We start from the raw sequence: 26,972 nt of genomic DNA on the forward strand, positions 1-26,972 counted from the left end.
CCGGATTGTGCTGTTCTGGGCTGCTCGGCAGGGCGTCGGGCGACGCGTGACTGGCGGCAGCGAATGGCTCTATTTTTTCGCGCGCAGCCGAGAATGTTTTTTCTCATCTTGCTCGGGCGGGCCCTCTGTGAGAAAAACTGCGCACCTTTTTGGCGGGATTTGAGAGAGTTTTCGCGCACGGCGGTCGGGCGGGATGGGCGACGCGTCGGGGTGGGCGGGTCGCTTGTCGGGGAAACGCGTGGCGGTCCGACGGTGGCCCCGGGTAGGGGGCGGATGGCGCTCGTGCCCCGTGCGACAAGCGTTTCAGCGCTTCGTGGCGGTGACCCTCACCATTGAAATGCACAGCGTTGCGATTGGTCGGCGGCGCGGGATGTCCACAACGCCGCGCCCCTCGGCCGACCGGGCTCGCGCGCTCACCGTTCGATTGCACAGCGTTTCGAGTGGCGTGGAGGCCGGGATGTCCACATCGTTGGCGGCATGCGTTTGGCGCTTGCCTCGACGCTCACCGTCGAAATTCACAGCGCGGCGAGTGGGTTTCGGCTGCGGATATCCACATCGGTGAGGGCGTGTTGCGTCGATCGGCGGCTCGCCTTCGGCGTTCGAATGCTCAGGGTCGTGAGTGAGTTTGTCGGCTGGAAAGGCGTGCGGAAACATGCATGCCGGGCAAGTGCAGACTCGCGCTCATGGTGGAAGTACGTTGGGTCGCGAGTGGGTTTATCAGCCGGAAAGGCACGCTGGAACACGCATGCTGCGCAATCGCGGGCCTGCACTCACCGTGGAAATACACCGGGTCGCGAACGGGACGATCCGCCGGACGGGCGCCCTGGTGCACGCATGCCGCACCATCGCGGACTCACACTCACCGTGGAAATACACCGGATCGCGCGCGGGTTTATCGGCCGGACATGTACGCCGCAACGCGCATGCGGCACAATCGCGGGCTCGCGCTCACCGTTGAAATACACAGGGCTTCGAGTGTCCACAACAGCGGTTATCCACGCCCGATCCGGCATTGCCGACCAGCCACGCGGGCACCCTCACCGTTGAAAACCACAGCGCGTCGAGTGGTCCGCGACGCAGGATATCCACATGCATGCGCATCTACCAATGCGATGACGGATGCGCGCCGCGGAAGGCGAGACCGGCCGGCAATCCTTGCTGGCAAAGGCTCATCGGCCGATCGGGTACCGCCGCTCACCGTCGAAATGCACAGTGTCGCGAGTCGTTTCGGTGATCGGATATCCACACGGGGGCTTGCGTTGGCCCCGCTCGCACGCTCGCGTCCGAACCGGACATGCACGCCACTTCGGACGGAACCGCTGGCGGAACGATCGCATCTTGCCGCGCCGACCACCGCTCGCGTATTCGCACTCGCCGCTGCATTGCGCAGCGTTTCGAGTCGCTTGCGAACGCGGCGAGGCGCCGCGAAATCTGCATGTTGCAGACCACGCACCCGCACTCGCCGTTAAAATGCACGGCCTTCCGGGTGACAGCCGGAACCGGATCTCCACATCGCGGCACGCACGCGGTTCCGCCAAGCATGCGCGCGTTCGGCTAGAATGCGCGACGCCTCGAACCACGCAAAGACCGGTAAGCCGCGCCAGGAAAGGCGCATCGCCCGATCGGACGCGGCCCCTCACCGTTGAATTCCACAGCATTTCGCGTCGTGTCGCGGGCGAGTTGTCCACAACCCGCTTCATGCGTTCCGTATCATCCGGTGACCCTCACCTGTGAAATGCACAGGGCGCCGAGTCGTTTCGGCGTGAGGATATCCACAACCGATCGCGCGGCGCGACTTTCTTCCAACCATCGACCGGAACGGCCCGCGCATCCGCCAACCGCTATCGGGCATTTGCCAGAAAGCCGCATCCAGACTGCCTCGGCGGCGCCCTCACCATTCAAATGCACAGTGTTTCGAGTCGCCTCGGGGGTCGGTTATCCACATCCGCCCATCCCGGCTGCCTCGAATGGGCAAGCGTCCTCGCGTCGGATTACTCGACAATCGACCGGATGACCGCCGCCGGATTGCCGCCGACCAGCACATTCGGCGGAACATCCCGCGTGACGACGGCGCCGGCCGCGACCACCGAGTTTTCGCCCACCGTCACACCGCCGATGATCGTCGCGCCGGCGCCGATCCAGACGTTCCGTTCGATCACGATCGGCTTCGCGACGACGAAGTCGCGCCGCCGCGAAGGTTCGACGGGATGGCCGGACGTGATGAGGCTGACGTTCGGCCCGATCATCACGTCATCGCCGATCTCGAGCCCGCCAAGATCGTAGAACGTGCAGTTCTGGTTGATGAACACATTGCGCCCGAGCGTCATGCCGGTGCCGCCCGTCGCATGGAACGGCGGGATCAACACGAAGCCGTCATCCACCTGCGTGCCGATCAGCTCTCCGAATAATGTGCGCACCTCGGCGGCATCGTCGAACGTCAGGCGATTGATCCGCGCGGCGATCGACATCGCCCGCTTGACTTCGGCCACCATCGCCGCCGATTCCGGCGTTCTTCTCGGAATGATCGTGGTGCGATCGTCGTTTGCCATGCGTGAGTTGTCTCCCATGATTTCCCTGTTTCGCGATGCATCGGCGCTTGCGGAAGGATGCCGGTGTTGGCGTGTGCGCGGACGCTGCGGCCTCCGTGATGCCGTGTGCGGGATGCCAGCCAATACCGGGATTTCCGCAAAATTTATAACTAGTTTAAGTATAACTAGTCATAACCAAACCTTCTTGTATCGTAAGGCTTTGCCCGGACTTCTGCCTAATTCACGCCCGACACATAACGCATCGGGTCATCACACGCAGATAGCCGCGCGCGGCGGGAAGCCCCTCGCCGGGCGCCCCTAGCCGGGCGCCCCTCGCCGGGCGCCCCTGTCCGAACCGCCGCTGCTCGGGTACGCTGGAGCATCCACCGGACCGACAGTTGCACCCCAACGCGGAGGCAAGATGAAGCTCTACTATTGGCCGAAGACCCGGGCATTCCGGGCCTTGTGGATGCTCGAAGAACTCGGCGTGGTGTACGAACTCGTGCCGATCGACCTGCGTTCGCACGAACAGGGCAGCGACGCGTTCGTGCAGGTCAACCCGATGGCCAAGCTGCCCGCACTCGACGACGGCAGCATGCCGTTCGCCGAATCGGGCGCCGTGCTGCTCTATCTTGCCGACCGCTGCCCGGCTGCCGGGCTCGGCGTCGCGCCCGACGATCCGCTGCGCGGCCGTTTCCTCCAATGGATGTTCTTCACGCCGACCTGCCTCGAACCGGCGATGGCCGAAAAATTCACCGGCGCGTCGGGAAATCCGGTCGCATTCGGCTGGGGCAACATCACGCGCGTGCAGCGCGCACTCGCGCAAGCGCTCGCCCATCGTCCGTGGCTCGTCGGCGACCGCTTCACGGCGGCCGACCTGCTGCTCGCCAGCACGCTGAAGATCGCCTTCGACGCGCATCTGCTGCCGCACGAAGGCGTGCTCGGCGACTACGTCGCGCGCGCCGAGGATCGCGACGCATTCCGCCGCGCGGTCGCGATCGAACAGCGCGAAGCGGCGCGCCTGCTGCATGCGTGACGTGTAGACGCGTCGCTCGGGAGCGGCACGACCGGCCCGCCCGCGAGCGCCGCTACGCGGCCGGGCCCGACGTCGCGGCGCCGGCGTTGACCACCGCACCCGGCGAGCCGCGCTCGTCGGTATCGGCGTCGACCGGCACCACCTCATGAAAATGCGTGTAGTCGATGTGCGTGATGCCGTCTTCGTCGTGCATCAGGTCGACATAGCGGTGACGCCAGCGGATCTCGTCATGCTCCCACGAGTGACGCGCCTGCATCACCTGCGCGGTCGTCTCGTCCGAGCCTTCGATCGTGATCAGTAACGACGCGTCGCGCGCGGCGAGCGATTCGGGCGTCTCGCCGAACAGCGCGCTCGATTCGTCGATCACGTGCATCAGGTTCCAGCCGAGCAGGAAGATCGGATGCTCGCTGCGCACGAGCGCCAGGTCGTGGATCTTGCGCAACGTGTAGCCCTCGTGCGTGCCTTCGACGCGCATCAGCCGCAGTTTCGCCTGCGCCTCGGCAATCACGTTCTGGCGCGCATTCGCGGCGCGCACCATCAGCGTCATCCTGCCGTTCAACGGCCGGACGATCGCGTAGCGTGCGAACAGGATCTTCGCCTGCGGCCGCGAAAACCGCGCGAACACGAGCCCCGTGGCCATCGCAATGCCCGACATCCCGACGAAGATCTCGAACGTCGCGACCAGGTGCGCATAGACGGTCTGCGGGTGCATGTCGCCATAGCCGACGGTCGCGAGTGTCTCGACACTGAAGAAGAACGCGCCGCCGAAGCCGGCCGGCGACTGGTTCGCGATCGGCGCATGGCCAAGCAGGTAGAGCGTCGCGAAGGCGCCATTGAGCAGCAGGAACAGCACGGCGAGCGACAGGAAGAATACGGGCCAGCTCACCGTCAGCGCGCGGTGATAGAGGTCGCGCCAGCCGAGCGGCGGCATCCCGTACGCAATCACCGGGCGGGTGCCCGACCAGAGCTTGCGGCCACGGCCGCGGGAGGCTGGGGAGGACGAATCGACGTTCATCGCGCGGTGCCGGAAACAGGGAGGCGATGAGCGTAGCACGCGCGGCGGCGGCCGGGTATGCGTGCCGGTTCGGAATGGAAATCCGTCGCGCCACCGGCCGCGCGGCGCAAAAAAAACCGGCCGCGGAAGCGGCCGGCTGCATCGTCGGCGGATGGGCGAGGGCGCGCTGCGCGCGGCGCTCACTTGCGGTCGACGATCACCTGGTCGAACGTGCCGCCGTCCGCGAAGTGCGTCTTCTGCGCGTTCGCCCAGCTGCCGAAGACCTGCTCGACGCTGAACGTCTTCAGCGACTTGAATTCGGCCGCATGCTTCTTCAGCACGTTCGCGTCGCGCGGGCGCAAATGGTGTTGCGCGATGATTTCCTGCGCTTCCGGCGTGTACAGGTAGTCGAGATACGCCTGCGCGACCTTGCGCGTGCCCTTCTTGTCGACAACCTTGTCGACGACGGCGACGGGCGGCTCCGCGAGGATGCTCGCCGACGGATACACCGCGTCGAACTGCGCGCCCGATGCGCCGGTGTCCATCAGCGCGACTTCATTCTCGAACGTGACCAGCACGTCGCCGATGCCGCGCTGCGTGAACGTCGTCGTCGCGCCGCGGCCGCCGGAGTCGAGCACCGGCACGTTGCGGAAGATCGCCTTCTCGAAGTCGATCGCCTGCTGGTCGGTCGCGCCCTTCTGCTTCTGGAAGCCCCACGCGGCCAGATACGCATAGCGGCCGTTGCCCGACGTCTTCGGGTTCGCGATGATCACCTGGACACCCGGCTTCGCGAGATCGCTCCAGTCCTTGATCGCCTTCGGGTTGCCCTTGCGCACCAGGAACACCATCGTGGTCGAGTACGGCGAGCTGTTGTCCGGGAAACGCGCGCGCCAGTCCTTCGGCAGCAGCTGGCCACGCTCGGCGAGCAGGTCGATGTCGTTCGGCTGGTTCATCGTCACGACGTCGGCCTGCAGCCCTTGCAGCACCGACAGCGCCTGCGCGCTCGACGCGCCGTGCGACTGCTTGATCGCGACCGTCTCGCCGGTCTTCTGCTTGTAGGCAGCGGCGAAACCCGCGTTGATGTCCTTGTACAGTTCGCGCGTCACGTCGTACGACACGTTCAGGATCGACGTATCCGCGTGCGCGGCCGTCGCCGCCACGACCAGCGCCGCCGCCGCGCCCGTGTGCAGCCAGCGGCCGATCCCCTTCATGCTTGCCATCGTGATATGCCCCGTTTCCAGTGGTGGTGAATGTGCGTGACGGCACGCGTACGCGCTGTCATCGAAACGTAAGCGGGCATTCTAGCGGCCGGGCGCGGCGCGCTTTCCAATCAGTCGTGGAAAGCAAATCTCGAATCCTGCTAAACGACGGCAGGCGCTCGCGCGCGGATCGGAACCGGTGTTAAGATCGCCGCTCAGCCCATTTCCCGGTTCCTCCATGTCCGCTGCCCTGCGCTCGCTTCCGATCCTCGCCGCCGTCGCGGCAGGTGCGCGCGCGGCCGGGCTGAAACTGAAAAAACGACTCCTCGACTGACGGGGACGTCGCGTCCCGTCAGGCGAATGCCGGACGGGATGCCCGCAGGTCGTTTCTTTCTCCTTGCTCGCACGCCTCGCTCCGGCTCTCCGCCGGCGGAACGGTTCCTTCCCACTCCGTTTCCACCCTGAGGCTTTGCATGAACACACGTTTCGAAGGTATCTGGCTGCCGATCATCACGCCGTTCCACCACGGCGAAGTCGACCATGCCGCGCTCGCGCGACTCGCGCGCCACTATGCGGCCGCGGGCCTCGCGGGCTTCGTCGCGGGCGCGACGACCGGCGAAGGCGTGCTGCTCGACGCTCGCGAACAGGACGCGGTGTTCGCGACGCTGCGCGACGCGGCACCCGGGCTGCCGATCGTCGTCGGGCTGACCGCGAGCGCGACGCATTTCGCGGCTGCCCGTGCGCGCGAACTCGCGGCGCTGCGGCCTGACGGGCTGCTCGTCACGCCGCCCGTCTACGTGCGGCCGACGCAGGACGGCATCCGCCGCCACGTCGAGGCGATCGTCGACGCGGCCGACCTGCCGGTGCTCGTCTACAACATCCCGTACCGCACCGGCGTGAACGTCGAACTGGACACGCTGCAGGCGCTCGCGCGCGACCCGCGCGTCGCGGGCATCAAGGAATGCGGCGGCACGCTCGACCGGATGAGCCGGCTCGTGCACGACACGCCGCTCGCGATCCTGTCCGGCGACGACAATCAGAACTTCGCGGCGATGTGCGCCGGTGCGCACGGCGCGATCGCGAGCAGCGCGCACGTGCTGCCCGAATGGCATGTGCGCATCCATATGCTGCTGCGCGACGGCCGGCTCGCCGATGCGCGGCGCCTGTCGGTCGCGCTGCAGCCGCTCGTCGCGGCGCTGTTCGCGGAGCCGAACCCGGCGCCGGTGAAGGCCGTGCTGGCCGCGCAAGGGTGGTGCGAGGACGGGTTGCGGCTGCCGTTCGTGCCGGCGAGTGAAGGGTTGAAGGAGCGGCTGGCGGCCATTTGTGCGGAGCTGGACGAAATCGAGCCGGACGTCGCGGCAGCATGAACCGCGACGCCACATGACGTGCAGGCGACCGATCGATTTCGCCCCGACAGATTGCTTCAAACTGTCAGAACGAGAGACCGGTCGTACCGCGCGAGATAGGCATCGGCCGTCACGAGCTGAAGCGGCTTGTGACGAGCCTGCGCGACCAGCAAGCGATCGAATGGATCACGATGGTGGTGCGGCAAATCACGGACCGCGGCCCCATGCGCGGCCCGAACGGGTAGCTCGCGAATCCCGCTCGAGCCGATCGCTCCGATCAGCTTGCCGACGTCGATATCGAGCTTCCCCAGGCCGGCCTTGATGGCGGCCTCCCAGATACTCGCGCTGCTGACGAAACGTACGTCGGCGGCCGAGATCAGCCGGCGCGCCGTTGCGCTCAGCCTGGGGTCATTGGTCACGATCCACAAAAAGATGTGCGTATCGAGCAACAGCCGCATCAGCGCCCTTCGAAGGCATCCAGCAGGTAATCGGGCAGCGGGGCATCGAAATCGTCCGCGATCCACGCCTGCCCTTGCAGGATACCGAACCGAACAGGCGGATCGCCAGGCACGAGTCGATCAGTTGACGCCCCGTCACCGCGGATCGTGACATCTGCCCTTTGGGCCGGATCGGCCGCACTGGCGCCGGGCGTATTTGCGTTTCGCATGATGACCTCCGTTTCAAGTGATCATCACTGTAGTCAGGTTCACCTGATCGATCCATTCGACCGATCGGCAGAGGGAGTGCCGAACAACACCCTGCCACGGCAATCGAAGGTTTCGTCACGCCGCCAGCGCCACCCCCGTCCCCTCCGTCGCATCCCGCACCGCCTGCTTCACGATCCGCGCGAGCCGATCGACGGTCGGCGTCGCCGACGACGTGCGTCGCAGCAAGATCAGCGGCAAACTCGGCAGCGCCGGCAACCCGCACGAAGCCGCATCGAGCACGCGCACTGACGCGGGCAGCCCGTACTGCGAGCGCACCGTCAGCCCGAGGCCGGCCGCCGCCGCGGCCCATAGCCCGGCGAGACTGGGGGTCGTGAACGCAACGCGCCACGGCACGCCCGCGCGATCGAGCGCGCCGGTCGCCGCGCCGAAGAATCGGCACGGCCGGTCGAACACGACGAGTGGCAGCGGCTCGCCTGGCGCGCGCACCGCATCGCCGCCTGTTTCGTCCGCGCCGCCCTCCTTCTCCGCACCGCCCGGCACGCCGAAGCCGCCCGCCGCCCCCACCCACTGCATCGGCACCTGCGCGATCGCTTCGCTGTCGATCCCCGCGCGCGCCACCAGCGCCGCCGACGCCGGGTCACCCCACACCAGCGCGAGATCGAGCTGGTTCGCGTCGAGCCGGTCGAGCAAGTCGGCATTGCGCGCCACGCGCGCCTCGATCCGCACCTTCGGATGCGCACGCGCGAACCGCCCGAGCACGTCGGGCAGAATCGCCTCGCCGAAATCCTCCTGCAGCCCGACCCGCACCCAGCCGTCGAGATTCATGCCGCGCACGGCCGCGGCCGCCTCGTCGTTCAGCTCGATCATCCGCCGCGCATAGCGCAGCATCGCGTCGCCGGCATCGGTCAGCGCCAGCCCGCGCCCCGCCTTCACGAACAGCGGCGTGCCGGCCTGCTCCTCGAGCTTGCGAATCTGCGCGCTCACCGCCGACGACGAGCGCGCGACGCGGTCGGCCGCTTTCGCAAAACTGCCGAGATCCACCCCGGCGACGAGGCTGCGCAGCGCCGCCACGTCGAAGTTGGGCCGGGCCAGCGTGGCATCGGCCGGCGCGAGCGACGCGCCGTCGTCGTGTGGAATGTCTTGTCCGGACATCTCAACCATCCTGTTTTATCGAACGATTCATCAAGAACTTTCCGATTTTCAGGATTAATGTAGGTTGCCAGACTGTGGATGTCAATTTCCACCCGGGCCTGCCGTCATGGATACCTCGTGCATCGCTTCCCCCTCCTCGCCCGCCCGCGACGTGCGCGGCGCGGCTCATCGCTGGCGCGTGCTGGCGGCCGGCGTCGCCGCGAACATGAGCTTTTCGGCCGCGGCGGCCGGCATTCCGACCACGGCTGTGTGGATGCGCACGGCCTATCACCTCGACAACGGCGCGCTCGGCCTCGTGCTCGGCGCGCTCGGCTTCGGCGTCGCGCTGTCCGAGCTGCCTTGGGGGATGGCCGCCGACCGCTTCGGCGACCGCCGCGTGCTGCTCGCCGGGCTCGTCGCGACGGCCGCGATGTTCGCGCTGATGGTGGGCACGATCGTCCCGACCACGCACGGCGTGCCGCCGCTGATGCGCGTCGTCGCGGCGATGTGCTGCGTCGGCCTGCTCGGCGGCAGCGTGAACGGGTCGAGCGGGCGCGCGGTGATGCGCTGGTTCGATGAGCGCGAACGCGGGCTCGCGATGAGCATCCGCCAGACGGCCGTGCCGCTCGGCGGCGGCATCGGCGCGGCGCTGCTGCCGTCGCTCGCGTCGCATATCGGCTTTGCCGCGGTATTCGGCGCGCTGATGCTGCTGTGCGCGGGATCGGCCGCGCTCACCTGGCGCTGGCTGCATGAGCCGCCGGCCGAACCGGCCGTGATGCACCCGGCCACGCATCGCCCCGTCGAGCGGCAGCCGTCCGCGCATCAGGGGCGCAACCCGCTCGCGAGCGGCCCCGTGTGGCGCATCGTGCTCGGCATCGGCCTGCTGTGCGCGCCGCAGTTCGCGGTGCTCACGTTCGCGACGGTGTTCCTGCACGACTTCGGCCGGCTCGGCCTCGCCGGCATCAGCGCGGCGATGGTCACGCTGCAGCTGGGCGCGATGGTGATGCGCGTGTGGAGCGGCCGTCATACCGATCGGCACGGCAACCGGCGCGCGTATCTGCGCGGATCGGTATTCGTCGCGGCCGGCTCGTTCGCGCTGCTCGCAGCCGCAACGGCCGGCCATGCGCACGTGCCGCTCGCCGCGATCGTCGCGATTCTCGTGTTCGCCGGCATCTGCGTGTCCGCGTGGCACGGCGTCGCGTACACGGAGCTCGCGACGCTCGCGGGCGCGAATCAGGCGGGCACCGCACTCGGAATGGCCAATACCATCGTCTACCTGGGGCTGTTCGCGACGCCACTCGCGATTCCACCGCTGCTCGCGGTCAGTTCGTGGAGTGTCGTGTGGCTCGCGGCCGCGCTGGTCGCCGGCGCGACCTATCCGCTGTTCGCCGCGAAATAGCAGCCGCACGTCTCAGGCCGGCGTCGCCGCGCACGCCACGACGCCCGCGCAATCCGTCAGACCGCCTCGCGCGCCAGCGCACGCCGCGACGCCGGCCGCTCGGCCTCGCGCTGCGCGTGGGCAGTCCAAGCCGCATGCCGCGTCATGTCGAGCCCGATCGCGACGCCCCAGCGATACAGCACGAACAGGAACGGATCGACGATCGAATGCGCACCCGGCTCGGCCCATGTGCGGCCGTCGGCGAGCGCGGCTTCGATCGTTTCGTTCGCGGCTTCGATGGTGCGTCGCCCGTGCGCGCTGACCTCGCCATGCAGGGCCGGATCGCCGATGAAGCGGCCCGGCCGCCATAGCGCGCCATAGCCGACGCCATGCACCCAGCCGACCAGCCAGGCGAGCCATTCGTGGCACCGTGCCTCGCGCAGCGGATCGCCGAGCGGCAGCAATTGCGCATCGGGATAACGGCGCGCGAGATACGTGAGGATCGCCGGCGTTTCGGTCAGCACGTGCGGCTCGCCTGGAATCGCGAGCACCGGCACGCGCGCCTTCGCGTTGATCGCGAGATAGCGCGCCTCGAGATTCTGCTGCTTCTGCACGGAGACGATCTCGACGTCGAACGGCGCGCCGGTTTCCTCCAGGGCGATGTGGGCGGCAAGCGAGCAGGCGCCCGGCGAAAGATAGAGACGATAGGCGTTCATGGTGGGGGGCCCGACGAGGCTGTGGAAGACGGAACCGAGTGTAGGAACGCGTGCCTGCCCGCCGCAAACGATGAATTGTCGTGCTCGGACATTAGTGTTACTAATACCCGCATGCGACGCATCCACCTTCCTCCGCTGCAGACGCTGCGCGCGTTCGAGACCGCCGTGCGGCTGCAGAGCTTCACGCGCGCGGCCGACGAACTCGCGCTCACGCAAGGCGCCGTCAGCCAGCACATCCGCGCGCTCGAGGCGCAGCTCGGCTATCCGCTCTTCACGCGCGAGCGCAACGGCGCAACGCCGACGCACGCCGCGCACGCGCTCGCCCTGCAGGTACGCCAGGGCCTCAGCGTGCTCGAGCGTGCGTTCGAGCCGGCGCTCGCCGTGCGCAGTCGCCCGCGCACCTGCGACGTCACGCTGAACGTCAGCGTGCTGCCGAGCGTCGCCGAGCGCTGGCTCGCGCCGCGCCTGCCGCGCTTCGCGGCCGCGCATCCGCACATCGCGATCGCGCTGCACCCGGACGTGGCGCTCGCGCCGCTGCGCAAGCGCGACCGCATCGACGTCGCGCTGCGCTACGGGCCCGGCACGTGGCCGGGCGTCGTCGCCGAGAAGCTGATGAACGAGACGATCTTTCCGGTCGCGAGCCCCGCGTATCGCAATCGCGACGGCATCGCACCGCGCGTGCCGGCCGATCTCGTGCGCGCGACGCTGCTGCGTCATCCCGCGCAACCGTGGGAACCGTGGCTCCAGGCCGCGCGGCTCGACCTCACCGAATCCGCACGCGCGCCGCGCTTCACCGATCCGAACGCGCTGATCGACGCGACGCTGAAGGGCCGCGGCGTCGCCCTCGCGCGCCGCTCGCTGATCGAGCCCGAACTCGCGAACGGAACGCTCGTGCGCGTATCGACGGTGCGCATTGCCGACGTGTACGCACACTACGTCGTGTGGCGCCCGGGCCATCCGCACGAAGCGGCGATCCGCACGTGGCTCGACTGGCTGCGCAGCGAGGTGCGGCGCAGGACGCCGCGGCGCTGACACTCACGCCCGCATCGGCATCGCCACCTTGTCGAGCGTGATCGGCAGATCGCGCACCCGCACGCCGGTCGCGTGATAGACCGCATTGGCGATCGCGGCCGGCACGCCGGTGATGCCGATCTCGCCGATGCCGCGAATGCCGAGCGGATTGAAATGCGTGTCGCGCTCGTCGACGAAACTCACATCCAGCTCGCCGATGTCCGCGTTCACGGGCACGTGATATTCAGCGAGATTCGCGTTCGTGAAGCGGCCGTGCCGCACGTCGAGATGCGAGCCTTCCTCGAGCGCGGTGCCGAGCCCCCACACCATCCCGCCGATCAACTGGCTGCGTGCCGTTTTCGCGTTGAGCAGGCTGCCGACGCTGTAGACGCCGACGATGCGCGGTACGCGAATCGTGCCGAGCTCGGCGTCGACGTGCACTTCGGCAAACACCGCGCCGAACGAATGGGACGCATAGCGTGACTTCTCGTCGCCCGGCTTGGTCGTCGCCTGCGCGTCGATCGGCCGGCCGCCCGCACGCGCGATCACCGCCGCGGCCGGATCGCGCCGCGACGGCTCGCCGCGATGCACGACCCAGCCGTTGTCGACCGTCACGTCGCCGGCCGCGGTGCCGTGCAGCGGCGACCCGGGGTCGGCGACCGCCAGCGCGATCAGCTTCGCGCGCGCCTGCAGCGCGGCCTCGCGCACGGCCGGCGCCACGCTCGCCGCCGACTGCGAGCCGCCCGATACCGGCGCACGCGGCAGGCTGGAATCGCCGAGCGCGAAGCGCACGTTCCGCGGCGAGAAGCCGAGCGCATCGGCCGCGACCTGCGTCATCACCGTGTAGGTTCCGGTGCCGATGTCCTGCGTGCTCGACGCGACTTCGGCCGTGCCGTCCGGCAAGATGCGCGCCCGCGCCGACGCTTCGCTGCGGTTCGCCGGATACGTGGCGGCCGCCATCCCTAGGCCGATCAGCGTGTCGCCGTCGCGCATCGTGCGCGGCGTGCCGGTGCGGCGCGACCAGCCGAAGCGCCGCGCGCCGACCTCGTAGCATTCGCGCAGCTTGTTGCTCGACCACGGCTTGCCGTCCTGCGGATCGACCGCCGCGTAATTCGCGAGCCGCAGCGCGACCGGGTCCATGCCGAGCCGCCACGCGAGTTCGTCCATCGCCGATTCCAGCGCGAACGAGCCCGACGCCTCGCCCGGCGCACGCATGAACGTCGGCGTGCCGACGTTCAGCGACACGATCCGGTGCGTGGTCGCGTGGTTCGGCACCGCGTACATGATCCGCGACGGCATCCCGCACATCTCCATCCAGTCCTCGAACGTCGACGTGGTGGCGATCGTGTCGTGGCGCATCGCCGTCAACGTGCCGTCCTGGCGCGCGGCCAGCACGATGCGCTGTTCGGTGAACGGCCGACCGCCGACCGGGCCGAACATCTGCGGCCGCGTCAGCGCGAGACGAACCGGGCGCCCGACCTGCTTCGCGGCCATCGCGCACAACGACACGTGCGACCACGACGACCCCTTGCAGCCGAAGCCGCCGCCGAGGAACGGTGAAATCACGCGCACGTGGTCCGGCGTGATGCCGAAGACCGCGGCCACCGCCGTGCTCGCGCCCGACACGCCCTGTGTCGCATCGTGCAGCGTGAGCGTCGGGCCGTCCCAGCGCGCCATCGTCGCATGCGGCTCGATCGGGTTGTGATGCTGCATCGGCGTCGTATAGGTCGCGTCGATGCGCACCGCGCCTTCGCGCAGGCCCGCATCGACGTCGCCGCGCTGCGTATCCATCGGGCGGCCCTGCTGCTTCGGCGGCACGCGCGCGCAGCGCTTCGCCAGCGCGAAATCCACCACGGCATCGGTCGCGCGATAGCGCACCTGCACGGCATGTGCGGCGTCGGTCGCCTGCTCCAGCGTTTCGGCGACGACGACCGCGACGGGTTCGTTGCTGTAGCGCACCGTGTCGTCCTGCAGCAACGTGAGCCGGCGCCCGGCCGGCGGCGACAACGGCGGCCGGCCGCCGTTGGGCAGCCGCATCGCGTTCTCATGCGTGATCACGCTCAGCACGCCCGGCATCGCACGTGCGCGCGCCGCATCGATCGATTCGATGCGGCCGGATGCGATCGTGCTCGTCACGAGCACCGCGTGCGCGAGCCGCGCATCGGAGAATTCGGCCGCGTAGTGCGCGCCGCCCGTCACCTTGAGCACGCCGTCGACACGGTCCAGCGGTTGTCCCGTCATCGTGTTCATGCTGCACCTCCCGGCATGGCGGCTGCCGTTTCGACCGCACGGACGATCGCCCGCTGCGCGAGCGCGACCTTGAAGCCATTACCGTCGAGCGGACGCGCGTCGCGCAACGCCAGCGCGGCCGCCTCGCGCAACGTCGCGTCGGTCGGTGTGCGGCCCGCGAGATGCGCTTCCGCCTCCATCGCCCGCCACGGCTTGTGCGCGACGCCGCCGAGCGCGATCCGTGCGTCGGCGACACGCGGGCCATCCATCCGCAGCGCAGCCGCGACCGACACCAGCGCGAACGCGTAGCTCGCGCGATCGCGCACTTTCAGATAGTGCGCATGGTCGGCGAAGCGCGGCGGCGGCAAGTCCACCGCGGTGATCAGCTCGCCCGGTTCGAGCGTCGTGTCAAGTTCGGGACGATCGCCCGGCAAGCGGTGAAACGATGCGATCGGAATCTGCCGCGCGCCGCGCGGGCCGCTCACCTGCACGACGGCGTCGAGCGCGGCGAGCGCGACGCTCATGTCCGACGGGTTCACCGCCACGCACTGGGGGCTGGCGCCGAGGATCGCGTGCATCCGGTTGTGGCCGCCGATCGCCGCGCAGCCGCTGCCCGGCTCGCGCTTGTTGCATTGCGCGAACGCGGGATCGTAGAAATACGGGCAGCGCGTGCGCTGCATCAGGTTGCCGCCGACGGTCGCCATGTTGCGCAATTGCGCGGACGCGCCGGCGAGCAGCGCCTGCGACAGCAGCGGATAGTCGGCGCGCAGGCGCGGATGATCGGCCGCATCGCTGTTGCGCACGAGCGCGCCGATGCGCACGCCGCCGCCGGGCAGCGCATCGACCGTATCCAGGCCCGCGATCCGCGTGATGTCGATGAGCGTGACGGGCCGCGCGACGCCGCCCTTCATCAGGTCCAGCAGGTTCGTGCCGCCGCCGATGAAGGCCGCGCCGGGCCGCTGCGCCGCGCGCACGGCGCCGGCGACGTCGGTCGCGCGTTCGTAGGAGATCGCTTCCATTGCGGTGCCCTCCGTCGGCTAGCCGCGCGCCGCGTACGCGGCGCGCACGGCGGCGACGATGTTCGGGTACGCGCCGCAGCGGCACAGGTTGCCGCTCATGCGCTCACGGATCTCGTCGTCCGACAGCTGCGTGGGACGGCGCCGCACGTCGTCGGTGGCGGCGCTCCCGGCCCCCGCCTCGAACTCGTCGAGCAGCGCGGTCGCCGAGCAGAGCTGGCCGGACGTGCAGTAGCCGCACTGGAACGCATCGCATTCGACGAACGCGCGCTGCACCGGGCTCAGCACCCCGCCGCGCGCGAGCCCTTCGACGGTCGTGATCCGCGCGCCTTCGTGCATCACCGCGAGCGTCAGGCACGCGTTGATGCGCCGCCCGTCGACGAGCACCGTGCACGCGCCGCACTGCCCGCGATCGCAGCCCTTCTTCGTGCCCGTGAGCCCGGCGTATTCGCGCAGTGCGTCGAGCAGCGTGACGCGCGGTTCGAGCTGCAGCGTGTACGCGCGCCCGTTGATGTCGAAACGCACGGGCTGCGCCGGCACCGTATCGCGGCGGGGCGCGGCCGGCGTGGATGCCGCGTACGACGGCTGCGGATGAACGTGCGATGCGGCGCTGACGGTCGCGGCAGCCGCCGCGGATTGCAGGAAGCGGCGCCGCGCGGCACTGGACGGCAATTCGTGCGGCAACGGCGGCAGCGCCGCTGAATGGCCGGGCCCGAGCGGCGACGGGGCGTCGCGCGGCGGTTCGGCAGACGGAGAATCGGATCGATCGCTGGACATGACTTCTGCGAGCTCCATGGTTGATGGACGCGGCGGTGCGCCGCGTGCCCGGATGGCAGCGCGGTCGGCGCACGCATCGGCAAGGAGCAATTCGGGTGCCGCGACACTGCGGAGGCCGCATGCAGGTGCAGCGCGGGCTACCGTGCGCGGCGCGCACCGGGCGGCAGACGGGCCGGGTCGGCGGTGATCGCGCCGCCATGACGCCACGCTGGCGCGCGGCTGGCCGTTCGCTGACGAAGTGGCAATAACGCCCGGTTTTTCGGCGTGGCCGGCCGCGCATCGGTCGCAAATTGCCGGTCGTATTTACGATGCCGCGCAGGGTGCCCGCGTCGCCGTGGCCGGGTCGCGGCATCGCGCGCCGTGTAAATGCGCGCAGCATCCGCCTCTGCTGGAAAATTCCGCCATGCGTGCCGGTGGATCGCCGCGACAGCATTCGGTCAGCCTGACGAAAACGCTTCGCGATCAGGCCAGAATTGCAAACGATTCACCGAAACGTCGCATCGCGGCGGCATACTCGAAAACGTTTCCCGATCAGCCTGCCAGGAGAGAAGTCATGCGTCGCGTTTTCGTCGCCGTCGTTCTGTGTGCCGCCGTTTTCGTCGCCGCGTGCAGCGACGACGCGCCGCACGACGCCAACGCGACCGACGCCACGCAGCAGGCCGGCGGCGCATCGAGCGGCGCCGCCAGCGCGTTCAACAGCGACGCAAGCGCGAATACCGCCGCATCCGATGCCGCGCCGCTCGCGCCGCCCGTCGTGCACTACCCGCCCGATGACGACGACGATGCGAAGCCCGCCGCGAATGCAGCCGCCTCCAGCGCGGCCGCGTCGTCGCCGGGCTGATCCCGTCACCACGCGATAGGAGTCGGACCCGCTCGGGGAGAGCGGTGGGCATTCGTTGGGAGGCGTCGCCGACATGACGTCACGGTCGGCGGTGGCGCAAACGGCATGACGTCGCGCCACCTCGCGGGCCACGCCGAGCCCGGCCGGCCGAGCGATTCGGATCCGGCGGCGGTGCGGCCCATCGCCGCGGCGTAAGCGCGCCGGCGCGCGGCACGCGCCGCCCGCCCGTCAGACCGCGTGCGCGAGCGCGCGGTCGACGAGCGCGGCCTCGAAGCCGTCGTCCGCGTCGCGAAAGCGCAGCGGTGCCGCGCAATGGACGAGCGTGTCGATGAAGTACTTCGCGCGCGGCCACGGCCCGAAGCCAGCCGCGGTGTTGATGTGCCCCGCGTCGCCGAGGTTCACGAACGCGCTGCCCAGATGCTGCGCGAGCGTGCGCGCGTCGCTGAGCGGCATCCACGGATCGGTTTCGCTGCCGATCACGATCGACGGCACGGCGAGCCGGCGCGCGTCGAACGGCCCGGCAAACGTGAATTTCTTCGGACTGGCGGGCGCGACGAGCAGCACGCCCGCGACGTCGCCCGTATGCGGCCACTGCGCGAGCGCATGCGCGGCCGCGAGGCAGCCGAAGCTGTGCGCGGCCAGCACGAACGGGCCGCGTTCGCGGTCGAGCAACGCGCGCACCGATTGCGCCCAGCGCGCGAGATCGGGCGCGTCCCAGTCGTCCTGTTCGACGCGCAGCGAGCGCGGGAACTGCCGTTCGAGCCAGGTCTGCCAGTGAGCGCCTTCGCTGCCGTGCAGGCCCGGAACGGTGACGAGCCGCGGCGGCCACGCCGATTTGCTGCATGCGCGCATGATTGCCCTCGCTTGCTTGAAGACGGGATTCGATTGTGGCGCGGCGTCCGCGGCGGCCGAACCAATATTTTGTGCTTTGCTTTTAATTGGGCGGGCCAGCAGGGGCGTCCGCCTGCTCCGCGCACCGGCGCGCGATGCGCCGCGAAACCGTAGAATGTGGGCTTCCCGTCAGCTTCACACGGAACCGGGGCCGGGCGCCGACGCGCCGGGCGCCCGGTCGTCAGGAGACGCCCGATGTCCGCTACGCCCGCCGGCGCGCCGCGCCCGGCCCCGCTCGCTGTTCCCGCGACGCGCCTCGCCAGCGCGCGCGCCGTCATCCAATGAAGATCCTGTTCCATTCCCCGCACCAGGAAGCGGCCGCGTGGCGCGACCAGATCGCGCATGCGCTGCCGGAAGCCGAACTGCGCGCGTGGCAGCCAGGCGACACGGCCGCCGCCGACTACGCGCTCGTCTGGCGCGCGCCGCGCGAATTCTTCGCCCCGCGCGACGGCCTGCGCGCAATCTTCAACCTCGGTGCCGGCGTCGACGCGCTCCTCGCGCTCGAGCACGCGCATCCGGGCACGCTGCCGCGCCACGTGCCGCTCGTGCGGCTCGAGGATTCGGGCATGGCGCAGCAGATGGTCGAATACGTGACGCACGCGGTGCTGCGCTACCTGCGCCGCTTCGACGAATACGAAGTGCTGCAGCGCGAGCGCCGCTGGCAACCGCTCGAACCGCATGCGCGCGCCAGCTTCACCGTCGCCGTGCTCGGCCTCGGCGTGCTCGGCGCGCAGGTCGCGCGCGCGCTCGCCGCGCTCGGCCTGCCCGTGCGCGGCTACAGCCGCAGCGCGAAGCAGCTCGACGGCGTGACGACCTTCGCCGGCGACGGCGCATTCGATGCGTGCATCGACGGCGCGAAGGTGCTCGTCAACCTGCTGCCGAGCACGCCCGACACCCACGGCATCCTGGCGTCGCGCACGTTCGCACGGCTCGCGCCCGGCGCGTATGTCGTCAACGTCGCACGCGGCGCGCATCTCGTCGAAGCCGACCTGCTCGACGCGCTCGCGAGCGGCCAGATCGCCGCCGCGACGCTCGACGTGTTCCATCGCGAGCCGCTGCCGGAAGACCATCCGTTCTGGCACGCGCCGCGCATCACGATCACGCCGCACAGCTCGGCCGAGACGCTGCGCGACGACGCCATCGCCCAGATCGCCGGCAAGATCCGCGCGCTCGAGCGCGGCGAGCGCGTCGGCGGCATCGTCGATTACGCACGCGGCTACTGAACCTACAAGCACACCAAGGAGACAACCATGACGTTCCCCACCGCCGTCAAGATCGTCGAAGTCGGCCCGCGCGACGGGCTGCAGAACGAGAAGACCTTCGTGCCGACCGACGTGAAGATCGCGCTCGTCGACCGGCTGTCGCACGCCGGCTTCCGCAACGTCGAGGCCGCGTCGTTCGTGTCGCCGAAATGGGTGCCGCAGATGGCCGACGGCGCCGACGTGATGGCCGGCATCGAGCGCCGCGCGGGCACCGTGTACTCGGTGCTCACGCCGAACCTGAAGGGCTTCGAGAATGCGGTCGCGGCGCGCGCGGACGAAGTCGTGATCTTCGGCGCGGCGAGCGAGGCGTTTTCGCAGCGGAACATCAACTGCAGCATCGCCGAGAGCATCGCGCGCTTCGAGCCGGTCGCGAAGGCGGCGAAGGATACGGGCCTGCGGCTGCGCGGCAGCGTGTCGTGCACGCTCGGCTGCCCGTACCAGGGCGACGTGCCGGTCGCATCGGTCGTCGACGTCGTCGAGCGCTTCGCGGCACTCGGCTGCGACGAGATCGACATCGCCGACACGATCGGCGTCGGCACGCCGACGCGCACGCGCGAAGTGCTCGCGGCCGTCACGCGCGTGTTCCCGCGCGAACGCCTGTCGGGCCACTTCCACGACACCTACGGCCAGGCGCTCGCGAACATCTACGCGGCGCTGTTCGAAGGGATCGAGATCTTCCACGCGTCGGTCGCGGGCCTCGGCGGCTGCCCGTACGCGAAGGGCGCGACCGGCAACGTCGCGACCGAGGACGTGCTGTACCTGATGCAGGGCCTCGGCATCGACACCGGCATCGACCTCGCGCAGGTCGTCGCCGCCGGCGACTTCATCTCGAACGCGATCGGCCGCGCGAACGTGTCGCGCGCCGGTCGCGCCCTGCTCGCCAAGGCGCAGAGCGCGGCCGACGCCGCGAACTGCGTATGACCCCGGTATTCGATGGATTCCTCAACATGACGACACCTGCTTCATTCGATTCCCTCCCCGATTCCGCGCGACGCGTCGCGCTGCTGCTGCGCGAGCGCGGCCATGCGAAAGGCATCGTGATGCTCGCCGAAACCGGCAAGACGTCGGCCGAGGCCGCGGCCGGGCTCGGCTGCTCGGTCGCGCAGATCGCGAAGTCGATCCTGTTTCGCCGCCAGTCGGACGGCGCGCCGGTGCTCGTGGTCGCGAGCGGCGTGAATCGCGTCGACGAGAAGAAGGTCGCCGCGCAAGTCGGCGCGGTCGGCCGCGCGGACGCGAAGTTCGTGCGCGACAACACCGGCTATGCGATCGGCGGCGTGTGCCCGATCGGCCATCTCGTCGAACCCGTCACGCTGATCGACGCCGACCTGCTCGAGCTCGACAGCGTGTGGGCGGCCGCCGGTCATCCGCACGCGGTGTTCAACCTGTCGCCGAACGAACTCGTGTCGCTGACGGGCGCGCCGGTCGCGGACGTCGCGTTGCGGGAGCCCGCATGAGCGACGTGCCGGTGACGGTGCCAGTCGGCACGGTCGCGTCGCCGTGCACCGACGTATGCCGGATCGATCCGCGCACCGACTGGTGCGCGGGCTGCCTGCGCACGCGCGACGAGATCAAGGGATGGCGTGCGTCGGACGACGACGCGCGGCGCGCGTTGCTCGCGCGGCTCGATGCGCGGCGGCGTCTGCTGGCGAGAAGCGGCGCATAAAAAAAAGCCGTTCAGCCTGACAGGCGAACGGCATCGAGATCGGAATCCTGTGAACGTGATCAACGTCACAGCCCGCATCATACGAGCGACGCGGCCGCATCGCATCGGGTGTTTCCCTACAACTTCTTACAGCGTCTTCCACGCGTGTGCGCGCACGACTTTTGCTCGCCATGTACGCACCCGCTGCCCGCAATAGGCGCGCCTGAAATACGCATTCGACGAGCGGCTGCGCTGCCCCGTAGCGGCTCGCCGAATCGCACGACCGTTTCAGTGGCCGACGGCCGCACGACGGGCCGGCACGATGCGCCAGCCGAGATTCACGCCGGCCGCCGCGAGCAGGATCAGCAGCGCGCCGACCACCTGCGTCCACGCGAGCGTCTGCCCGAACGCGACGCGATCGACGACGATCGCGACGACCGGATAGACGAACGACAGCGCGCCGGTCATCGCGGTCGGCAGCTTCTGGATCGCGCCGTACAGCAGCACATACATCAGACCTGTGTTCACGACGCCGAGCACGACGAGGTCGAGCCACTGTCCGGCGGTCGCCGGCAACGTGCCGAAGTGCGCGAACGGCGCGAGCAGCAGGACCCCGAGGCCGGCCTGCAGCAACGCGAGCAGATGCGGCGGCGTGCCCTTCAGGTGCTTCGTGACGATCGACGAGATCGCATACAGGAACGCCGCGCCGAGCGACAGCGCAACACCTTCCAGATATTCGCCCGGCACCGCGAGCACGGCCGGCTCGACGCGCACCACGGCGACGAGCCCGACGAAGGCGAGCGCGAGCCACGCGACCGTCGACGCGGTGATCCGCTCGCGGAACACGATCGCGCCGAGCGCGACGAGCATGAATGGCTGCGTGTTGTAGACGGCGGTCGCCATCGAGATCGACGCGCGCGAATAGGCGGCGAACAGCAGCAGCCAGTTCGCGACGATCGCGACGCTGCCGAGCGTCGCCAGCGCGAGCATCCGCGGCGAGAACAGTGCACGGCGCAGGAACCCGAACGCCGCGCAGACGATCGCGAGCGTCGCGGCGCCGAACAGGCAGCGGAAGAACACGACGTTCGTCAGCGGCTGCTGCGACGACATCACGAGCCAGCCGATCGTGCCGGACATCATCATCGCGACGACCATCTCGGCGGCGCCGCGGCGAATTTCATTCGAAGCCATCGTGAACTCCGTTCAGAAGAGTGGATGACTTCGATTCTAGAAACTTGCTTTCGCGGCAACCACGGCTAAACTGAAGTGAATCGACCGATTCACCTTCGAAAGCAAAGCGATCATGCCGAAACGCCTTTCCCCGCCCGCCGTCGCGTCGCTCGACGCAACCGACCGCGCGATTCTCGCGGCGCTGGCCGACGACGCGCGCATCGCCACCAGCGAACTCGCCCGGCAGATCGGGCTGTCGGCGCCCGCGACGGCCGACCGCGTGCGGCGGCTCGAGGCGCAGGGCGTGATCGCCGCGTTCACCGTCGAGCTCGACCCGCGCGCGCTCGGCTACACGCTGCAGGCGATCGTCCGCGTGAAGCCGCTGCCCGGCCAGCTGCATCTCGTCGAAGAGATGCTGCGGCGGATTCCCGAGTTCGTGGAGTGCGACAAGGTGACCGGCGACGACTGCTTCATCTGCCGGCTCTACCTGCGCACGATCGCGCACCTCGACGACATCCTGTCGAAAGTGACCGAGCGCGCCGAGACGAGCACCGCGATCGTGAAGTCGACACCGGTGCCGCGCCGGCTGCCGCCGCTCGTCGAGGACGACGCCGCGCACCGCTGAACGAGCCGGCACGCGCGCCGCGCCGCCGACGTGCCCGCGCGTGTACCGTCAGGCAGCCGCGTCGCGCGCCTCGAAGAACGCCAGCAGTTCGTCGATCAGCGCGACGGGCGCCTCCTCCGGAATGTAGTGCCCGCACTCGAGCGCGCGGCCGCTGACGTCGCGCGCAACACGGCGCCATTCGTCGAGCGGATCGAAGCAGCGGCCGACGATTCCGTTCTCTCCCCACAGCACGCGCAGCGGGCACGCAACCTTGCTGCCGCGCTCGAGATCCGCACGGTCGTGCTCGAGATCGATCGTCGCGGACGCGCGGTAGTCCTCGCACATCGCATGCACGGCGCCCGGCTGCGCGAGCGCGGCGCGGTACGCGGCGAGCGCCTCGGGTGCGAACGGCGCCAGCCCGGCGGACCGGTTGCCCATCACGCGCTCGATATACGCATCGGTATGCGCGCCGACCAGCGTCTCGGGCAGCGGCTCCGGCTGGATCAGGAAGAACCAGTGGAAATACGCGGTCGCGAACGCGCGATCGGTTTTCTCGTACATCGCGAGCGTCGGTGCGATGTCGAGCAGCATCATCCGTTCGACCGCGTCCGGATGATCGAGCGCGAGCCGGTGCGCGACCCGCGCGCCGCGATCGTGCGCGCACACATGGAAGTGCTCGAAGCCGAAATGCCGCATCACGGCGACCTGGTCGGCCGCCATCGCCCGTTTCGAATACGGCACGTGCTGCGCGTCGCTCGGCGGCTTGCCCGACGCGCCGTAGCCGCGCAGGTCGGTGGCGATCACCGTGAAATGATTCGCGAGCGTCGCCGCAACGCGATGCCAGATCATGTGGGTTTGCGGATGTCCGTGCAGCAACAGGAGCGGCGGACCCGCGCCTCCTTTGACACCGAAGATGTCGGTGTCCTGCACCGTCACGCGAAACGGTGCAAACGCCTCAAACGACATGGTTTATTTCTCGTTGGTTTGTTATGGCCGCTATTTTAGGAGCGCTTGCGCCTCTGCACAGCGGGGCAACAGCCAGAATCCGTAGAAAGAGAACACTCCCTCGATTGCCGGCACGCCACGCATTTTGTTAAGCTCGCGTAGAATCGCACGATCGTTCGTATTAATAAGGACGACCTCGTTTTACCGCTACACTCGAATCACCGTTCGACCGCAAAGCATGGCGCCGGCGCGACCGCGCGGGCGCCCCTGGAGACTGGAGACATCACATGGCATTGCCCACCGTCCTGCAGAACCTGACGCTGCCCGTCATCGCGTCGCCGATGTTCATCGTCAGCTACCCCGAACTCGTGCTCGCGCAATGCAAGGCAGGCATCGTCGGTTCGTTCCCCGCGCTCAACGCCCGTCCGGCCGAACTGCTCGACGAATGGCTCACGCAGATCCAGTCCGAGCTCGCCGACCACCAGGCGAGGAATCCCGGCGCGGTGATCGGCCCGATCGCGGTCAACCAGATCGTCCACCAGTCGAATGCGCGGCTCGAGCACGACGTACGCGTGTGCGTCGAGCACAAGGTGCCGATCTTCATTACGAGCCTGCGCGCACCGGCGCGCGAAATCGTCGACGCGGTGCACAGCTACGGCGGCATCGTGCTGCACGACGTGATCAACCTGCGCCACGCGCAGAAGGCGCTCGAAGCCGGTGTCGACGGGCTGATCCTCGTCGCGGCCGGCGCAGGCGGCCATGCGGGCACGACGTCGCCGTTCGCGCTCGTCGGCGAAGTCCGCAAGATCTTCGACGGCCCGATCGTGCTGTCCGGCGCGATCGCGAACGGCGGCTCGATCCTTGCGGCGCAGGCGATGGGCGCCGACTTCGCGTACATGGGCACGCGCTTCATCGCGACGCAGGAAGCGCACGCGATCGACGACTACAAGCACGCGATCGTGAACGCGAAATCGTCGGACATCATCTACACGAACCTCTTCACGGGCGTGCACGGCAACTACATTCGGGAGAGCATCGAGAAGGCCGGCCTCGATCCGGAGGCGCTGCCGGAATCCGACAAGACCAAGATGAATTTCGGCAACGACAAGACGAAGGCGTGGAAGGACATCTGGGGCGCCGGGCAGGGCGTCGGCCTGATGGACGACCTGCCGAGCGTGGGCGCGCTCGTCGAGCGACTGAAGCGCGAATACGACGACGCGAAGGCGCGGCTCGGCATTCCACGCTGACGGATGCGGCGGCCATCGCGGCCGCCGTCGGCGCGCATGCCGTCGGACAAAACAAAAAGCGCGAACCGCAGCGGTTCGCGCTTTTTCATTGCCCCGCTGCAGCGGGGCACACGGCGGTTCAGACCACGCGCTTCATCCGCGTGATCGGCAGCACGCGCAGGCGCGATTCGATCGACGGGCACAGCGACTGCCCTTCGAAACGCGCGGCCAGGAAGTCGACGAACGAACGCACCTTCGCGGATACGTGACGACGGCTCGCGTAGACCGCGTAGATCGGCGCCTCGTGCGGCGGCACCGCATCGAGCAGCACCGGCACGAGCCGGCCGGACTCGATGTCGTCGCCGACCACCTCGGTGCCGAGCAGCGCGATGCCCGCGCCCGCGAGCACGGCCGCACGCAGCCCTTCGAGATGGTTCACGATCAGGTTGCCGTTGAGGTTCACGCGCGACGCGGCGGCCGCGTCGATCACCAGCGAGTCGAGCATCGTCGAATTCGAGTCGCGCCGCAGGTAGTTGTGGTGCGCGAGATCGCCGATCGTCGCGGGCGTGCCGTGCTTCTCGAGATACTCGGGCGACGCGACCAGCAGGATGTGCGCGGTCGCGATCTGCCGCGCGACCAGCGACGACGATTTCAATCCGTTCGGCGCCGCGCGCACCGCGACGTCGTAGCCTTCCTCGATCAGGTCGACCACGCGATCGGACAGCGTCATGTCGACGGTCACGTCCGGGAACCGGCTCGCATAATCGGTGACGGCCTGCATCACGTGCCGCAGACCGAACGCCGATAGCGACGTCACGCGTAGCCGGCCTTGCGGCACCACGCTCGCAGCGCCGACGGCCTGCCCGGCTTCGTCGAGTTCGGACAGCGCCTGCACGAGGCGCTCATAGTATTCGCGTCCCGCCTCGGTAGGGGCGACGCGTCGTGTCGTGCGATGCAGCAGCCGTGCGCCGAGCTGCTGCTCGAGATGCATCACGTGCTTGCTCGCCATCGCAGCCGACATCTGCATGCGCTCGGCCGCGCCGACGAAGCTGCCCACTTCGACGACGTAGCGAAACACATTCATGCTGACGAGGGTATCCATCGAACTAGCTCGTAATGACGGGGGAATGGTCCAATTACGAGATAGGGTAACAAAGGCGGGGAAACAGAAAGGTCAAGAAAGGCAAAACGGCGCCGCGGGGTCGCAGCGCCGTTTTGGCGGGAAAACATGCAGTCCGGACGCGTTTTTCACACGCGTCCGGCGCACCGGCCGCGCGTGCGCGTCAGAACTTCGCGCGAATGCCGGCGCCGAACGTGTTGCCGGTCGACAGGCCGCTGATGTGGTCGTTCATGTACGCGGCGTAGACGTCCGTGCGCTTGGACAGCGGATAGTCGTAGCCGACGGCCCAGGTCTGGCGCGTCTGGTCGAGGCCGCCCGAATCGCGCGAGTACGCGTACGACGCCATCGCGTTGCCCACGCCGAGCGGCACCGACACGCCGCCCTGCGCGGTGTTCACGTGCCAGCTGCCCGCGACCTGGTCGTTCTTCGTGTACATGTACTGGCCGAACAGCTTCACGTACTTGAGGTCGTAGGTCGCGCCGACTTGCGCGATGCCCTGGCTCTTCATGCCGGCCACCAGCGCGCTCAGGTCACGCGGGCCGTTGTTGAAGTTCACGTACTGGTAGACCGCGGTCGCCGCGAACGGGCCGTTCGCATAGTTGAACTGCGCGCTCCACTTCTTCGAACCGTTGTCGCCGGCCTGGTTGCCGAGTGCGTACATCGCGCCGAAATTCAGGCCACCGAACGAAGGCGACGTGTACGAAAGTGCGTTGTTCCAGCCCGAATCGCCGACGGCACCCTGGTCGCTCGGGTAGGTCGGGAACGTGCCGAGGCCGAGGAACACGTGGTACACCATCGGCGAGAAGGTGTACGAGTCGTAGAACGGGTTGAACAGGATCGTCGACAGGAACAGGTGCGTGGTCAGGCGGCCGGCCGTGACCGTGCCGTACGGCGAATCGATGCCGACGTAGGCGTTGCGCGCGAAGAACGTGTCGCCCTGGAAGCGGCCGAACTGGCCGTTCTGTGCGCGGAAGAAACTTTCCAGCGTGAAGATCGCCTTGTAGCCGTTACCGAGATCCTCGGCGCCGTGCAGGCCCCAGTACGACGTCGACATCCCGCCGCCGCTCACGTTCCACGCACGGTTGCCGCCCGGGAACTTGGTTGCGCCGACCCATTCGTCGACCTGACCGTAGAGCGACACGCTCGACTGTGCATGGACGGGTGCGGTAGCCGCCACGCAGGCGGCCGCGGCGATCAGCTTGACGGACGTGCGCGACGCACGGCGAGCGAATGCTTTCATTG

Annotated in this window: 26 protein-coding genes; 11 read left to right on the top strand and 15 right to left on the bottom strand. The window is 68.7% G+C overall.

Annotation, left to right across the window (positions count from 1 at the left end; translation table 11 throughout):
• Positions 1–1,991: 1,991 nt before the first annotated feature.
• On the bottom strand, positions 1,992–2,549 hold the full coding sequence (locus LGM89_RS14015) for a sugar O-acetyltransferase (protein ID WP_226206857.1): 558 nt from the start codon (positions 2,547–2,549) through the stop codon (positions 1,992–1,994).
• 400 nt (positions 2,550–2,949) lie between these two features.
• Here LGM89_RS14015 and LGM89_RS14020 point away from each other — a divergent pair, with 400 nt between their 5' ends.
• Complete coding sequence (locus LGM89_RS14020; protein WP_089495746.1) at positions 2,950–3,564, top strand: glutathione S-transferase family protein; 615 nt, start codon at positions 2,950–2,952, stop codon at positions 3,562–3,564.
• Between the two features lie 52 nt (positions 3,565–3,616).
• On the opposite strand, the gene LGM89_RS14025 is transcribed toward LGM89_RS14020, so the two are convergent.
• Together LGM89_RS14025 and LGM89_RS14030 are read right to left on the bottom strand one after the other, a co-directional pair.
• Positions 3,617–4,579: an ion channel gene (locus LGM89_RS14025; RefSeq protein WP_039346434.1), complete on the bottom strand. Its 963-nt coding sequence runs from the start codon at positions 4,577–4,579 to the stop codon at positions 3,617–3,619.
• A gap of 179 nt (positions 4,580–4,758) precedes the next feature.
• Positions 4,759–5,778: a sulfate ABC transporter substrate-binding protein gene (locus LGM89_RS14030; protein WP_069249019.1), complete on the bottom strand. Its 1,020-nt coding sequence runs from the start codon at positions 5,776–5,778 to the stop codon at positions 4,759–4,761.
• A 452-nt stretch (positions 5,779–6,230) separates the two neighbouring features.
• Between LGM89_RS14030 and dapA the strand changes: the two genes are divergently transcribed.
• The gene (dapA, locus tag LGM89_RS14035) at positions 6,231–7,124 is read left to right on the top strand and encodes a 4-hydroxy-tetrahydrodipicolinate synthase (protein ID WP_226273251.1); all 894 of its coding nucleotides are present in this window, start codon (positions 6,231–6,233) and stop codon (positions 7,122–7,124) included.
• Positions 7,125–7,180: 56 nt separating this feature from the next.
• Here dapA and LGM89_RS14040 read toward each other — a convergent pair whose 3' ends face one another.
• From LGM89_RS14040 to LGM89_RS14050, 3 genes are all read right to left on the bottom strand, one after another.
• Positions 7,181–7,561 (bottom strand): type II toxin-antitoxin system VapC family toxin, encoded by a 381-nt coding sequence (locus tag LGM89_RS14040; RefSeq protein ID WP_226273252.1) that lies wholly within the window; start codon positions 7,559–7,561, stop codon positions 7,181–7,183.
• Complete coding sequence (locus tag LGM89_RS14045; RefSeq protein WP_089495750.1) at positions 7,561–7,770, bottom strand: hypothetical protein; 210 nt, start codon at positions 7,768–7,770, stop codon at positions 7,561–7,563. Before LGM89_RS14045 ends, LGM89_RS14040 begins: the two co-directional genes overlap by 1 nt.
• Positions 7,771–7,885: 115 nt before the next feature.
• A complete protein-coding gene (locus LGM89_RS14050) occupies positions 7,886–8,923 on the bottom strand; it encodes a LysR substrate-binding domain-containing protein (RefSeq protein ID WP_226273253.1) in 1,038 nt (345 codons plus the stop codon).
• Positions 8,924–9,029: 106 nt separating this feature from the next.
• On the opposite strand from LGM89_RS14050, the gene LGM89_RS14055 reads away from it, so the two are divergent.
• A complete protein-coding gene (locus tag LGM89_RS14055; RefSeq protein WP_226273254.1) occupies positions 9,030–10,301 on the top strand; it encodes an MFS transporter in 1,272 nt (423 codons plus the stop codon).
• Between the two features lie 56 nt (positions 10,302–10,357).
• On the opposite strand, the gene LGM89_RS14060 is transcribed toward LGM89_RS14055, so the two are convergent.
• Positions 10,358–10,996 carry a glutathione S-transferase family protein gene (locus LGM89_RS14060; RefSeq protein WP_089495753.1) on the bottom strand — a complete coding sequence of 213 codons (639 nt, stop codon included), beginning with the start codon at positions 10,994–10,996 and terminating at the stop codon, positions 10,358–10,360.
• Between the two features lie 111 nt (positions 10,997–11,107).
• On the opposite strand from LGM89_RS14060, the gene LGM89_RS14065 reads away from it, so the two are divergent.
• The gene (locus LGM89_RS14065; RefSeq protein WP_226273255.1) at positions 11,108–12,028 is read left to right on the top strand and encodes a LysR substrate-binding domain-containing protein; all 921 of its coding nucleotides are present in this window, start codon (positions 11,108–11,110) and stop codon (positions 12,026–12,028) included.
• 3 nt (positions 12,029–12,031) lie between these two features.
• Here the strand turns inward: LGM89_RS14065 and LGM89_RS14070 are convergent, their stop codons facing one another.
• From LGM89_RS14070 to LGM89_RS14080, 3 genes are read right to left on the bottom strand one after another with little or no spacing between them, the layout of a single operon-like run.
• Complete coding sequence (locus tag LGM89_RS14070; protein ID WP_226273256.1) at positions 12,032–14,257, bottom strand: xanthine dehydrogenase family protein molybdopterin-binding subunit; 2,226 nt, start codon at positions 14,255–14,257, stop codon at positions 12,032–12,034.
• A complete protein-coding gene (locus LGM89_RS14075) occupies positions 14,254–15,255 on the bottom strand; it encodes an FAD binding domain-containing protein (RefSeq protein WP_226273257.1) in 1,002 nt (333 codons plus the stop codon). The genes LGM89_RS14070 and LGM89_RS14075 overlap by 4 nt, the downstream gene beginning before the upstream one ends.
• An 18-nt stretch (positions 15,256–15,273) precedes the next feature.
• Complete coding sequence (locus LGM89_RS14080) at positions 15,274–16,029, bottom strand: (2Fe-2S)-binding protein (RefSeq protein WP_226273258.1); 756 nt, start codon at positions 16,027–16,029, stop codon at positions 15,274–15,276.
• A 553-nt stretch (positions 16,030–16,582) separates the two neighbouring features.
• Here LGM89_RS14080 and LGM89_RS14085 point away from each other — a divergent pair.
• Positions 16,583–16,870: a hypothetical protein gene (locus tag LGM89_RS14085; RefSeq protein ID WP_089495758.1), complete on the top strand. Its 288-nt coding sequence runs from the start codon at positions 16,583–16,585 to the stop codon at positions 16,868–16,870.
• 228 nt (positions 16,871–17,098) lie between these two features.
• Here the strand turns inward: LGM89_RS14085 and LGM89_RS14090 are convergent, their stop codons facing one another.
• Positions 17,099–17,722 (bottom strand): RBBP9/YdeN family alpha/beta hydrolase, encoded by a 624-nt coding sequence (locus LGM89_RS14090; protein WP_226273259.1) that lies wholly within the window; start codon positions 17,720–17,722, stop codon positions 17,099–17,101.
• A gap of 320 nt (positions 17,723–18,042) precedes the next feature.
• Between LGM89_RS14090 and LGM89_RS14095 the strand changes: the two genes are divergently transcribed.
• From LGM89_RS14095 to LGM89_RS14110, 4 genes are read left to right on the top strand one after another with little or no spacing between them, the layout of a single operon-like run.
• Entirely contained in the window at positions 18,043–18,984 is a 942-nt protein-coding gene (locus LGM89_RS14095) for a 2-hydroxyacid dehydrogenase (protein ID WP_226273260.1), read from the top strand.
• A 27-nt stretch (positions 18,985–19,011) separates the two neighbouring features.
• Positions 19,012–19,944 (top strand): hydroxymethylglutaryl-CoA lyase, encoded by a 933-nt coding sequence (locus tag LGM89_RS14100; protein ID WP_226273261.1) that lies wholly within the window; start codon positions 19,012–19,014, stop codon positions 19,942–19,944.
• Between the two features lie 26 nt (positions 19,945–19,970).
• Positions 19,971–20,477 (top strand): YbaK/EbsC family protein, encoded by a 507-nt coding sequence (locus LGM89_RS14105; protein ID WP_226206716.1) that lies wholly within the window; start codon positions 19,971–19,973, stop codon positions 20,475–20,477.
• Positions 20,474–20,686, top strand: coding sequence for a DUF1289 domain-containing protein (locus LGM89_RS14110; protein ID WP_011353411.1), 213 nt, complete (start codon positions 20,474–20,476; stop codon positions 20,684–20,686). The genes LGM89_RS14105 and LGM89_RS14110 overlap by 4 nt, the downstream gene beginning before the upstream one ends.
• Positions 20,687–20,953: 267 nt before the next feature.
• On the opposite strand, the gene LGM89_RS14115 is transcribed toward LGM89_RS14110, so the two are convergent.
• Entirely contained in the window at positions 20,954–21,856 is a 903-nt protein-coding gene (locus tag LGM89_RS14115) for a DMT family transporter (RefSeq protein WP_226273262.1), read from the bottom strand.
• A gap of 112 nt (positions 21,857–21,968) precedes the next feature.
• Between LGM89_RS14115 and LGM89_RS14120 the strand changes: the two genes are divergently transcribed.
• A complete protein-coding gene (locus LGM89_RS14120; RefSeq protein ID WP_089495761.1) occupies positions 21,969–22,460 on the top strand; it encodes an Lrp/AsnC family transcriptional regulator in 492 nt (163 codons plus the stop codon).
• Positions 22,461–22,508: 48 nt separating this feature from the next.
• Here LGM89_RS14120 and LGM89_RS14125 read toward each other — a convergent pair whose 3' ends face one another.
• On the bottom strand, positions 22,509–23,405 hold the full coding sequence (locus LGM89_RS14125) for an alpha/beta fold hydrolase (protein WP_089495762.1): 897 nt from the start codon (positions 23,403–23,405) through the stop codon (positions 22,509–22,511).
• 266 nt (positions 23,406–23,671) lie between these two features.
• Here LGM89_RS14125 and LGM89_RS14130 point away from each other — a divergent pair, with 266 nt between their 5' ends.
• Positions 23,672–24,631 (top strand): NAD(P)H-dependent flavin oxidoreductase, encoded by a 960-nt coding sequence (locus LGM89_RS14130; protein ID WP_226273263.1) that lies wholly within the window; start codon positions 23,672–23,674, stop codon positions 24,629–24,631.
• Between the two features lie 118 nt (positions 24,632–24,749).
• Here LGM89_RS14130 and LGM89_RS14135 read toward each other — a convergent pair whose 3' ends face one another.
• Entirely contained in the window at positions 24,750–25,712 is a 963-nt protein-coding gene (locus tag LGM89_RS14135) for a LysR family transcriptional regulator (RefSeq protein WP_226206712.1), read from the bottom strand.
• A 181-nt stretch (positions 25,713–25,893) separates the two neighbouring features.
• Complete coding sequence (locus LGM89_RS14140; RefSeq protein WP_089426481.1) at positions 25,894–26,970, bottom strand: porin; 1,077 nt, start codon at positions 26,968–26,970, stop codon at positions 25,894–25,896.
• Between the last annotated feature and the right edge of the window lie 2 nt (positions 26,971–26,972).

Origin of the sequence: Burkholderia sp. AU31624, from assembly GCF_020420065.1 — a bacterium.
Classification (GTDB): Bacteria; Pseudomonadota; Gammaproteobacteria; order Burkholderiales; family Burkholderiaceae; genus Burkholderia.